At 49.7% G+C, this 11492-nt stretch carries 14 protein-coding genes; all 14 read right to left on the reverse strand.

The genetic code is table 11. The features are described 5' to 3' along the window. Positions 1-8 precede the first annotated feature (8 nt). Positions 9-299: a YggT family protein gene (locus tag B8987_RS17675; protein ID WP_028962347.1), complete on the reverse strand. Its 291-nt coding sequence runs from the start codon at positions 297-299 to the stop codon at positions 9-11. After that, positions 296-733: a cell division protein SepF gene (locus tag B8987_RS17680; RefSeq protein ID WP_020374590.1), complete on the reverse strand. Its 438-nt coding sequence runs from the start codon at positions 731-733 to the stop codon at positions 296-298. The genes B8987_RS17675 and B8987_RS17680 overlap by 4 nt, the downstream gene beginning before the upstream one ends. Before the next feature lie 21 nt (positions 734-754). Next, positions 755-1441, reverse strand: coding sequence for a YggS family pyridoxal phosphate-dependent enzyme (locus B8987_RS17685; protein WP_084661854.1), 687 nt, complete (start codon positions 1439-1441; stop codon positions 755-757). Next, on the reverse strand, positions 1426-2223 hold the full coding sequence (gene pgeF, locus B8987_RS17690) for a peptidoglycan editing factor PgeF (RefSeq protein ID WP_037912465.1): 798 nt from the start codon (positions 2221-2223) through the stop codon (positions 1426-1428). Before pgeF ends, B8987_RS17685 begins: the two co-directional genes overlap by 16 nt. Before the next feature lie 265 nt (positions 2224-2488). Beyond that, complete coding sequence (locus tag B8987_RS17695) at positions 2489-2737, reverse strand: YlmC/YmxH family sporulation protein (protein WP_020374587.1); 249 nt, start codon at positions 2735-2737, stop codon at positions 2489-2491. A 65-nt stretch (positions 2738-2802) separates the two neighbouring features. Next, complete coding sequence (spoIIR, locus tag B8987_RS17700; protein WP_051351045.1) at positions 2803-3507, reverse strand: stage II sporulation protein R; 705 nt, start codon at positions 3505-3507, stop codon at positions 2803-2805. Continuing rightward, positions 3507-4280 carry an RNA polymerase sporulation sigma factor SigG gene (gene sigG / locus B8987_RS17705; RefSeq protein WP_020374585.1) on the reverse strand — a complete coding sequence of 258 codons (774 nt, stop codon included), beginning with the start codon at positions 4278-4280 and terminating at the stop codon, positions 3507-3509. Before sigG ends, spoIIR begins: the two co-directional genes overlap by 1 nt. Before the next feature lie 161 nt (positions 4281-4441). After that, on the reverse strand, positions 4442-5185 hold the full coding sequence (gene sigE / locus B8987_RS17710) for an RNA polymerase sporulation sigma factor SigE (protein WP_020374584.1): 744 nt from the start codon (positions 5183-5185) through the stop codon (positions 4442-4444). Then, positions 5182-6054: a sigma-E processing peptidase SpoIIGA gene (locus B8987_RS17715; protein WP_176213260.1), complete on the reverse strand. Its 873-nt coding sequence runs from the start codon at positions 6052-6054 to the stop codon at positions 5182-5184. The genes sigE and B8987_RS17715 overlap by 4 nt, the downstream gene beginning before the upstream one ends. A gap of 197 nt (positions 6055-6251) precedes the next feature. After that, positions 6252-7319 (reverse strand): cell division protein FtsZ, encoded by a 1068-nt coding sequence (gene ftsZ / locus B8987_RS17720; RefSeq protein ID WP_020374582.1) that lies wholly within the window; start codon positions 7317-7319, stop codon positions 6252-6254. Positions 7320-7352: 33 nt separating this feature from the next. Next, positions 7353-8549, reverse strand: coding sequence for a cell division protein FtsA (ftsA, locus tag B8987_RS17725; protein ID WP_084661856.1), 1197 nt, complete (start codon positions 8547-8549; stop codon positions 7353-7355). A 192-nt stretch (positions 8550-8741) separates the two neighbouring features. Next, complete coding sequence (murA, locus tag B8987_RS17730; RefSeq protein ID WP_028962352.1) at positions 8742-9998, reverse strand: UDP-N-acetylglucosamine 1-carboxyvinyltransferase; 1257 nt, start codon at positions 9996-9998, stop codon at positions 8742-8744. Continuing rightward, entirely contained in the window at positions 9944-10927 is a 984-nt protein-coding gene (gene murB / locus B8987_RS17735; RefSeq protein WP_037912468.1) for a UDP-N-acetylmuramate dehydrogenase, read from the reverse strand. The genes murA and murB overlap by 55 nt, the downstream gene beginning before the upstream one ends. A 15-nt stretch (positions 10928-10942) precedes the next feature. Further along, positions 10943-11492: UDP-N-acetylglucosamine--N-acetylmuramyl-(pentapeptide) pyrophosphoryl-undecaprenol N-acetylglucosamine transferase (locus B8987_RS17740; protein ID WP_278281294.1), on the reverse strand; the 550-nt coding region annotated here is incomplete at its 5' end.

The following is an 11492-nucleotide window of genomic DNA, read 5'->3' on the forward strand; positions in this document are numbered from 1 at the left end:
TCCCGCGCTTAAAACCTTGCCAAATATAAAAATAAAGTAACTAAAAGATAGGATGCAATATCCACCAGAAAAAACGCAATCAATGGCGATAAATCCAACATCCCGACTAAGGGCACCCTTCGCCGGATCGGGGCTAAAATCGGTTCAGTTAGCTGCGTTGAAATATACGTTGCTTTGTCCCACAGCCCCGCCGTCCGGGGAGGAAAAAAAGAGGCAACAATCCGGATCATCAGCACGACATAAAACACGTCTTGCAGAATATGCACAGTTTCTGCTAAGTGTGTAAAAATTATACTCACTTATTTAAGCTCCGTGTCCATCCTGGCGCTTCATCGTGATCTTCACTGGCGACTTCAACATTATTGGGGGTAACGAGAAAAATATTGTCTCCGACCCTACGTAATCCTCCATCAAGAGCATACGCAACCCCTGAGAGAAAATTCAAAAGCCGCTGACCAGCACGCTCTTCCGCCAAGTCTAAGTTGACAATAACGGGTCGACGCCCTTTAACTTGGTCGGCTATAGCCTGGCCATCTTCCAACGTTCTCGGATGCATGACTACCACCCGAAATCCGCGGGTTCCCGGCAAGCTAACTAAACTCCCCCGTTTCTTTTGCGGAACCTCATCTTCCCAATCCGAAGCGGCCGCTACTTGTTGCGTGTCTAATTCCTCTTCTTGGACTTCTTCAAGCCCGACAAAATTAAGAAACTTTCCTACAATACCTGCCTTCACGATAGCCCCTCCTCGCATCACTTAGGTTTTTGGCCTTGGGCCGAAAATCGCGGTTCCGAGTCGAATCATTGTCGTTCCCGTCTCTAGGGCCCATTCATAATCCTCAGACATGCCCATCGATAGTTCGGTAAGAGGTGCCCAAGGAAATCCCTCTTGTTGAGCAATTCGCCATAATTCGCCAGTTTCCTTCATGAGATCACGAATTTTTTTCTTTTCGTCAGAACTTTTGTCTGCTGCTGCCGGAAAAAGTGCCATCATGCCTATGAAACGCAAATTCTTCCACTGTTCGGCCTTGGCCAAAAAATGTTGGACATCCTCGAAAAACATCCCGGTTTTGCTGGGTTCCTTGCCGGCATTAATTTCAAGCATAACCGGCATTGGCGTTTTCAAGCGACGATTTAACGCGTCAGCAATGCGTTCACTGTCAATACTATCAATGGCGTCAAAAAGATCTATGGCATATTTTACCTTGTTCGTCTGCAGATGTCCAATCATATGGAGCGGAGCGGGAGGTTTCTCGGAGAATTTGTTGAGGGCTTCTTGCACTTTATTTTCTCCCAATAAATGAGCCCCGGCTTGTAAAGCAATTAACGCTTCCTCCCGGGTCCGTGTTTTGGTCACGGCCATCAGCTTTACCGTTTCCCCTGGCCGTATTCGGTGAATCATTTCGAGAATCCGTTGCACATTTTCCGTTATTTGCTCATACATATAAATCCTCCCATCCGCCCGGTGCGACCATGGTCACGACGATAGGAAAAAAATTGGTCACCGTGACAAGCCGTACACCATCGGGAAATATCAATATTGGCGTCGGGAATTCCTAATTCTACTAACTGCTGCCGATTGGCCTCCCACAAATCCAGCAAATAATGTCCCACCCGTGTCGCCACGAGCGGTGCATCTCCTCCCATTTGGGCGCGAAACTCATTAGCCACGCGTTCATCCACTTCATAACAACATGGACCAATGGAAGGGCCAATACCAATGTGGATCTGATGAAGATCGATGCCTTCCTCTTTAAGAAGCTCAATTGCTTGACGCTGCACCCCGCGTACGGTTCCTCGCCATCCCGCATGGAGAAGTCCCACGACATGATCCTGCGGTACCGCAATGAAAATGGGCACACAATCTGCGAATCCCATCCCCAGAACCACACGATCACTATGAGTCAACAGACCGTCTAATCCCGGAAGAGCTGTTCTTGATGCCATGGCACCGGCCCCGGCATCATGAGGGGACACCCATGCGACCTGGTTATGATGTACTTGCTCGGCCATGACAAGTTGTGACAGATCATGATCGATATCTGCCAAAACCCTGCGTCTATTTTCCATCACAGCTGATGGCAAGTCCCCCACATTAAAAGATATGTTTAACGTATCAAATGGAGAAAATGATACGCCCCCTTGCCGTGTAGTAAATATCGCCTGAATCCCCTCTGTGACCTGCCAACTGAGGTAGGGGGATTTATGACGGATCCAACGGGTCATAACATGGTCCTACCTTCCCTAATGTCCACTTACCGCAAGATAAGACAGCGTGTAAGGCATCCCTTTCCCCGCCGCCTTGAATATGACCCATTTATTCTAACATACCTAAGAGCCGAGACCGGGCTTGTTGCTGACATGATAAAATCGCCTCCTGAGAATGGATCGGGACGTTCTCCATTCTCATGACGAGGCGACAGTTGTATCTTAGTGAGGAACAGAAACCACAATTCGTGGAGTGGCCAAACCCATCCGTACCTCCATGATCTTATCCTTCTGGGGATGGAGCCATTTCCACCAAGATGACGTCGTGACCAATTTTTCGGATTTGCTCCCACGAAATCACGGTGTCCCGTTCACGTCCAAACAATCCTAACAAGTGACTGGAACCTAATATGATTACGGCCTTGATATGTCCGCGCTCAAGATCTAGTTCCAAGTCACCGACAAAGCCTAAACGGCGCCCGTCGGTTATATTGATGACGTCTTTGGTCCGCAACTCGGAGGTCTTCACCATATGGCATCCCCCCGCTATACCATATGAACGGAGCAAATCCCCTAGACGACAATTGAGGATACCTATTAAATCCAGCCGAGGAGATGATTGACAAAGCCCGGCAAAGACCAGCTCACACGTATATGACCGCGCAAAGAGGCGGGAACGGGATGAGGAATCCGCACAGGGAGAGCAGGCACGCTTTCAGGAACCGTTGGCGAGGACTCCGGCTCTTCAACCCCCGCTTGACCCGACGCAGGGGACACAGGAATCGCCACGGCATTGCTCATATCAATAAAACACAGCGAGGGAAATAAGACACACCACCAGTTATGACCCTGGCCTTTTCCCAAAATGACCAGCAGCGCTTGATATTTCCCGGCCGGTAACACCCAGCTTCCATAGGCTTTCGTCGGAAACTCTGTTGTGGTCAGCGACACATGCGCTTGATACGACACGTGATTGATTCGCAAAACGTCATCGGCAACGCGGGTAATGGTTTTGATATGTGATGCTAGAATAGACGCCGCTTGTTGGCGGGTCTTCGCGTGAACAAGCAAGGGATCTAAGACCGCTAAGACATGGTCCCGGACATCGAGTTTTACCGCTTGATCTACCGGATTATCCGAATTCGCAATCACCCGAAACCTGATAACGGGGGGCGGTGAAATAGAGGTTTGCGACAATTTGGCCGGGCGATTTGGCGATACTAGACCCTGACCTGGCTGAGGAGCAAGAGACCACAAAAAACTCATCGCAAACAAACTGAGGAGAATCTGCTTGATCCACATTAGATATACTTCCTCATATGATTTAACGCCGCTTTTTCGAGTCGGGACACTTGAGCCTGACTTATGCCAATCTCATCGGCGACTTCCATTTGCGTTTTCCCATCAAAAAATCGCATGGTGAGAATAAGCTTTTCCCGGTCCGTGAGACGTCTCATGGCTTCGCGAATGGCCAAACTTTCTAACCAGTTGCGATCATGATTTTTCTCATCGCTGATTTGATCCATGACAAAGATTGGATCGCCTCCGTCGTGATAAATGGGCTCGAACAAGGAAACCGGTTCTTGAATCGCATCCAGCGCGTATAACACTTCTTCGCGCGGAACACTAAGTTCTTCAGCGATTTCACTAATTGTCGGTTCTTTGGAATAGCGGTGAACTAAACCATCACGGACCTGAAGGGCTTTATATGCAATGTCCCGCAAGGAGCGGCTGACGCGAATCGGATTGTTGTCACGCAAATATCGCCGAATCTCACCAATAATCATGGGCACTGCATAGGTCGAAAATTTAACATTTTGGCTGAGATCAAAATTATCAATGGCTTTCATCAGCCCGATACATCCGACTTGAAACAGGTCATCACTATGTTCTCCTCGATTTTGAAAACGCTGGATGACCGACAGCACTAAGCGAAGATTCCCATTAATTAATTCATCCCGTGCGGTCTCATCGCCTGATTGCATGGCCTGAAACAACTCCCGCATTTTTGCATTGCCCAAAACGGGCAACTTGGCCGTATTGACACCAGGGATTTCGACTTTGTTTAATGGCATATCCCCTTTATTCCTCCCCGGAGTTGTATCAGCAACTAACTTCATTGAGAAGTATCACCAAAGGAGGAGGAGGATATACAAAAAGCTCTGGAATTTGCCAAAATTTGGCTTCCAGAGCTCATAGAGGTTATCCGTGGATGGGATCAGATGACAAAGACAGTCTATTCCATGCGGTGAAATTCCTTGCGCAGGCGTTTAATGATGCGCTTTTCTAAGCGAGAAATATACGATTGGCTAATCCCTAATGAATCGGCCACTTCTTTTTGGGTTCGTTCCACACCATCAACCAATCCAAAACGCAATTCCATAATGCGACGTTCGCGGGCATTAAGCTTGCTTAAAGCTTTTTTAAGCATGGTACGGTCCACTTCATCTTCTAAACGCTTGTAAATAATATCATTTTCTGTCCCCAACACATCAGACAGGAGCAATTCATTACCGTCCCAATCGACATTGAGCGGTTCATCAAAAGACACTTCCGAACGAGTCCGAGAATTTCGGCGGAGATACATCAAGATTTCATTCTCGATGCATTTTGATGCGTAGGTAGCGAGTTTGATTTTTTTGTCCACATTAAAGGTATTCACCGCTTTGATGAGCCCGATAGCCCCAATAGACACTAAATCCTCAATCCCAATTCCTGTGTTCTCAAACTTGCGGGCAATATAGACGACGAGTCGTAAATTGCGTTCAATTAACACGGAACGCACGCTATCTTCACCGTTGCCCAATAATGAGAGAAGGTTGGCTTCTTCATCCCCGGTAAGGGGCGGGGGCAGTGCTTCACTGGAGCCAACATAATGAATCTCGGTGGCGGATTGGTCCCAGCCGAGAATCGCGGATAAAAATTGCCGAATCCGATGAATCCACGTCGCGCCATGCGGCGATTGCCATTCTGCAATCATGCACCCACCCCTTCTTGATTTAATGTCACAATGCAGTCGGGAGAAACCAGAGCAAAATAAGAACGGTCGGCGGAAACATTAGCATTCGTTAGAGCTAACGAAACGGGAGCTAAAGGAAACCATCGTCCCTGAAATTGCCCCTGCGCCAAATCCAGAGCAACGACAGGCAAAATGCCTTGACCACCGATGGATTGATACCGAACGGTGCCTAATCGTCCTCGCCAGTCTTCCGGGACCGGGTCATGCTTCCCCGCCAAAAACGATGAGACCCATGCCAACACACTCTCCGGCAGCCATTCGATGGCTTGGCTGACTTCCAGGACAATCACAGGTCGGCGCAAGACCGGATCACGCATCCGATTACCTGAATCCCACAAGCACCGTACCGTAAGCATCTTTTCTGCAAGAACGAGACGGACCTCACCAAGTTGAGATTCACCTAAGTACTGCCGAATTCGCTGATGCGGTACAAAGCGACCAATCAGCCACAGAATAACGGGAACCGTCAGTCCAACAAGTATCCACGAGGGAAGAAAATTGTGCGGAATCCATGTGAGAACCACTAGCGCAATGCCACCAGCAAGAATTGTCATCGCGATAAAAATGACGTAGGCCTTCATCCACAAACGCCATGGCAATTTTTCCACGGCCACGATCACAACGAAGGCCGGCCATATCATCATGATTTCCCAAGGTACGGCATAGAGATTTTGTGTCAGCAAAACCCACAAGGTCGGCAAGGTTCCCAGCACGGAACCTAAAACCAAACGCCAAAGGCGGATGCGTCGATCAAGCAGCACAATGGTCACGCGTAACAGCGACCAATCCATAATGTAGCTTATAGCGAGTGTGCCTACTGCACTAACCATAGGCTCATCCCCTTTTGGCGTATTGATCAACCTTATTCGATGCATATGCGTAACATATCTGAGGTATGTCTGACGTGAAGTATTTTAAGGACAATAGATTGCAAAGACTGTCAGTTTGCCGAAGCCCTCACGAAAACTTGACGACAAAATAAGGGCCGTCTTGGCATCCGACGGCCCTCATCTTTTACAAAACTATCTTAATTTCTTCGGCGCAAAAATGCGGGAATATCCAAATCATCGTTATTCGCAAAAGGCTTAATCTCTACTTCTTCGCGTTCGCGGATTTCTGCCTCCGGTCGGCTCATAATCCGGTCCCCAGAAAATCCCGTAGCAATGACGGTGACGCGCACTTCGTCTTTCAAACTTTCGTCAATGACCGCTCCAAAAATAATATTCGCTTCCGGATCAGCGGCCTGAATGACAATTTCCGCTGCTTCGTTGACCTCAAATAATGCTAAGTCGTTACCACCGGTAATATTGAGCAATACCCCTCTTGCCCCGTCAATGCTGGTTTCCAGCAATGGACTAGAGATGGCCGCTTTGGCCGCTGCGGCTGCACGATTTTCGCCTTGGCTCACGCCCACACCCATTAATGCCGAGCCCATTTCCGACATAATTGTCTTCACGTCCGCAAAATCGAGGTTGATAAGTCCAGGAACCGCAATTAAATCAGAAATACCCTGAACACCTTGTCGCAAAACATCATCGGCAATCCGGAACGCTTCCATAATCGAGGTGCGTTTTTCAACAACTTGCAATAAACGGTCATTCGGAATGGTAATGAGAGTGTCTACTTTGGCCTTTAAGGTGGCGGCACCTTTTTCAGCAAATGTTTGTCGCCGCCGTCCTTCAAAGGTAAAGGGTTTGGTCACGACTCCAACGGCCAAGGCCCCCACTTCTTTCGCAACCTCTGCCACGACGGGGGCGGCACCAGTCCCCGTGCCACCTCCCATTCCTGCGGTAATGAAAACCATGTCAGCGCCTTTTAAGGCATCGGCTATTTGTTCACGACTTTCTTCAGCAGCTTTCGCCCCGATATCAGGATTGGCCCCCGCTCCCAATCCTTTGGTTAATTTCGTACCAACTTGCAACCGGGTAGGCGCCATCGACAATGCTAAAGCTTGAGCATCCGTATTGATCGCGATGAATTCGACACCTTTTAACCCGGCTTGGATCATCCGGTTGACAGCATTGGTACCACCCCCGCCGACGCCAACCACCTTTATGACGGCAAAATTCTCAGCCGATTGATCAAATTCCAGCATGCAAAATCCTCCCCATCTCCGAATCCGCTAAGTTTATCCCCACAAATTTACCCAAAATTGTATAAGACGGCGCCACAATGTTTCCGGTTCCGGTGCCACCCCGTCACGCATCATGGCCTTCGCAACCCCAACCACTGTTGCGTAACCGGGGCTCTTGGAAAGATCTGATAATCCGCCTAATCCGTATGGACCGCCAATTCGAACGGGCCAGCCCCACCGTGTTGCTAAATGCGAGTCTAATCCTTTGAGAAGTGCCCCGCCACCAGTCATGACAACACCCGCCGCAGGTCCCTTTGTCCATTCAATTTTTTGAAGTTGCTTTTCAACATAATCTGTCCATTCATCGATTCGAGCCGCAACAATCTCTTGGAGCTCCTTAATCGGAATGAGTTTCACAGCTTGGCCACTTACCGCCCGTACTTCTAAAGTTCCTTCGCGCTCCGAGCCTACTGCTGCATGTTCCAATTTGAGTCGTTCGGCTTGGGTGGCCACCACGCCCAAGCCCACGGACAAATCTGATGTAATGGATTCACCGCCTAAAGGCACGACACCGAGATATTGCAAATGACCACCACGATAGACCGAAACACCGGTCGTTCCACCACCCACATCGAGATGCACAACGCCCACTTGTTTTTCATCATCCGACAACACCGCATTCGCTGATGCTTCAGGAGCCGGAACAAAATTTAAAACGTTTAGTCCTGCCATGTTTACGACATGGCGCAAATTGCGGATGACCGTATTTAATCCCGACACAACAAAGACATCCGCTTCCATGGTGTGGGCAACCATACCTACAGGATCTACCACACCGCGAAATCCGTCAACGGCGATTCCTCGACGAATCACGCGAATGACTTCGCGGTCATTCCCCAGGCTGACATGGGACGCCTTTGCCATAACATGTTGCAAATCTTCCTCACGAATCACCCCGGTCTTCAGCGCGATTTTGCCCTGTCCCGGTGTCAACGTCAAATGTTCTCCATTGATGGCAACAGCAGCCTGCGTCAATTCGGTTCCCGCCATACTATTGGCCCGATTTGCCGCATCCCGGATGGCGAGAGCAACCCGTTCGACCTCAAAAACTAATCCCCGACGCATCCCCACAACAGGCGTGGCGGCGATTCCTAGAACCGCTAATTCTCCATCCGTTTTAGCCTCCGCAACCAATGCGGACACTTTGGTGGTTCCAACGTCGAGAGCAAGCATTAGTTGGCGTTTAGGCACATCACACCTCCGGCTGACTTTATCGACAATACTCCCCTCTTCCTTTTCTCGCTGCTAAGCCAATATTCCTGCATTCAATGAACAGAATGATAGAATTTTGTCTGCTCTACCCACTCACTGAAAAGACCTCGCCTGATTACGGCAAGAGGCCCTCAAAATCTCAGGGGCGAACGATGATTTCAGAAAGAGCGGCTACCTGGCAACAATGTCTGCACCTAAAGAACGCAGACGATAATCCAGATTTTCGTAGCCACGTTCGATGACTTCGCGCCCACGAATAACCGTTTCTCCCTCCGCAATCAACGCCGCATTGACCAACGCGGCCCCCGCTCGGAGATCAGGAGCAGTGACCACGGTCCCATGTAATGGATGACCTCCATAAATGAGCGCTACGCGCTGATCCGCAACAATTTGTGCCCCAAGCCTTCTCAATTCGATGGTATGACCCAAACGATTTTCAAACACGCGTTCGGTGATTAAATGAACCCCTGGCACTTGCAAGAGAAAGCTCATGAATTGGGGCTGCAAATCCGTCGCAAATCCAGGATAAGGTGCCGTAGCAATCGAGACCGGGCAGGGCTTAAAGACTCCTTCACTGACAACACGAACGGTTTCCGCATCGAGTTCCTCAATCATGACGCCCAGTTCTTTAAGCCGTGTCCATAGTCCGGGTAAATGATCAACCATACAGTTTTGCACCACAATATCGCCACCCGTGGCGGCCACGGCTAAAATAAACGTCGCCGCCTCAATCCGGTCTCCGATAATGGTGTGTTCAGTGGCCCCCAAATGAGGATTCCCGGTAACCCGGATGTCGGGAGTACCGGCTCCTCGAACAGTGGCTCCCAATTTTTCAAGAAATTGGGCCAAATCCACAATCTCGGGTTCCATTGCGGCATTCCGAATCCTGGTCTCGCCCTCGGCCATGGCTGCAGCCATCAACACATTTTCCGTGGCTCCCACACTGGGGAATGGGAAATGCACTTCATTGCCGTGAAGCCCGTCGGCGCGCAACACGGTACGGCCGTCTTCATCGCAAATGCGCGCCCCTAATTGTTCTAGGGCATACAAATGCAAATCAATGGGACGTTGTCCAATGGCACAGCCTCCCGGTTGTGTCGCTTCTGCCGCCCCGAGGCGTGCTAATAACGGTCCCAATAAAAAAATTGAAGCGCGCATTTCTTGCATTAATTCGGCTGGAACCACATAGTTATTAATAGTTCGCGGGTCGACAAAGATATCGGAACCCCGTCGTTCCACTTCGGCCCCTAAGGCCTGAAGCACTTGGCTCATAACACGAATATCGCGTAGGTCCGGCACATCATGCAATAACACGGGACGACTAGCAAGAACCGTTGCTGCCATGATCGGCAAGGCAGCGTTTTTGGCGCCGTTTACTCGCACGGTTCCTGTAAGCCGCCGCCTTCCCCGTACCACAAATTCTCCCATGTTCCCTCGGTTCCTCCCTCTCCGGGCCCGATCCAGCGCACTTCGGGCCGCAACACAATATGATAGCGCTGGAACACATGACAGCGAATCCGTCGCATCAACGTTAAGACATCACGAGCTTTAGCCTTGCCCCGATTGACAATAAAGTTCGCATGCACTGGAGATACCACCGCATCACCCACATGCCATCCTTTAGCGCCGATGCTCTCAATCAACCGCCCAGCATAATCGGGGTGAGGATTTTTAAATACACTGCCAGCATTGGCATCTCCGACTGGCTGAGTGCGTTTGCGGTAATCCATAAAATGACGCATGTTGTCTAAAATGGCATGCATATCACCATGCTTAAGCGTCATACTCGCTTCCAAGGCAATCCAATGACGTACCATAAATTGACTCCGACGGTACTCAAATCCCGCATCTGTGGCGCTCAAGGTCTTAATACCATATCCCGGCTCCCATACCCGTATTTGCTCCACGATGTTTCGCATTTCCGACCCGTGAGCTCCCGCATTCATCACCAATGCGCCACCCAAGGTTCCTGGAATACTCACCGCAAACTCGAGTCCCTGAAGCGCCGCTTGATGCGCTTTATGGGCCAATTTGGTTAGTAAGACGCCCGCCCCCGCAACGATGCGTTCCTGATCAACCAAAATGTGGCGTAACGCTCTTGAGGTCGAAATCACCACAGCATCTAATCCAAGATCTGACACCAACACATTGGTTCCTTGACCCAACACAAAAAAAGGAATTTCATGCTGATCAACCCAGTTCAGTATCTGAATCAGGTCCTCTTGTGAATTCGGTTGAACATAAACGGATGCCGGACCTCCAATGCGAAAAGAGGTGTGCCGAGATAATGGTTCGTTTTCTAAGACCGGACCAATATCCCAGTGACGCAATTCGGTCGCAATCTCTGACGCGTTCAATGCACACCCCTCCTGCTACCGTTCGTGAGCTTCTAGAATCGTTCGTGCGATCTTTTCAGACGCCAATGGATCATAAATCGCCAAAGCAGCCGACGCCATTTTACCACGTCGATCCCTATCTTTGAGGATGGCAATTAGTTCCGTTTCGCCACGTTTCAGCAAATCCGGCTCCGGTATCAGGATCCCGGCTTGACGGTTCGCAATCACTTGCGCGTTTTTTGTTTGATGATCTTCACTGACATGGGGAGAGGGCACCAAAATTGACGGAAGCCCAAATGCTGTGCAATCGGCTATCGTCATAGCCCCTGCCCGTCCCAAAAAAACATCGCTCATGCGATAAAACTTTTGAATCTCATAAAAGTATTCGAAGACCCGAACCTGTTTTGGGTTCCAAGTCGGAATATGGTTCAATTGCTCCATAATCCCCGTATAATACCGACGACCTGTTGCCCATAATAAGACCCATTCGGGATGTTCTTGAAATCGCGGCAAAAACTGTAACCAAAAACGGTTGATAGCCTCCGCCCCTTGACTCCCTCCCGTAGCCAATATCACAATCTGGTCA

Origin of the sequence: Sulfobacillus thermosulfidooxidans DSM 9293 (assembly GCF_900176145.1) — a bacterium.
GTDB lineage: Bacteria > Bacillota > Sulfobacillia > Sulfobacillales > Sulfobacillaceae > Sulfobacillus > Sulfobacillus thermosulfidooxidans.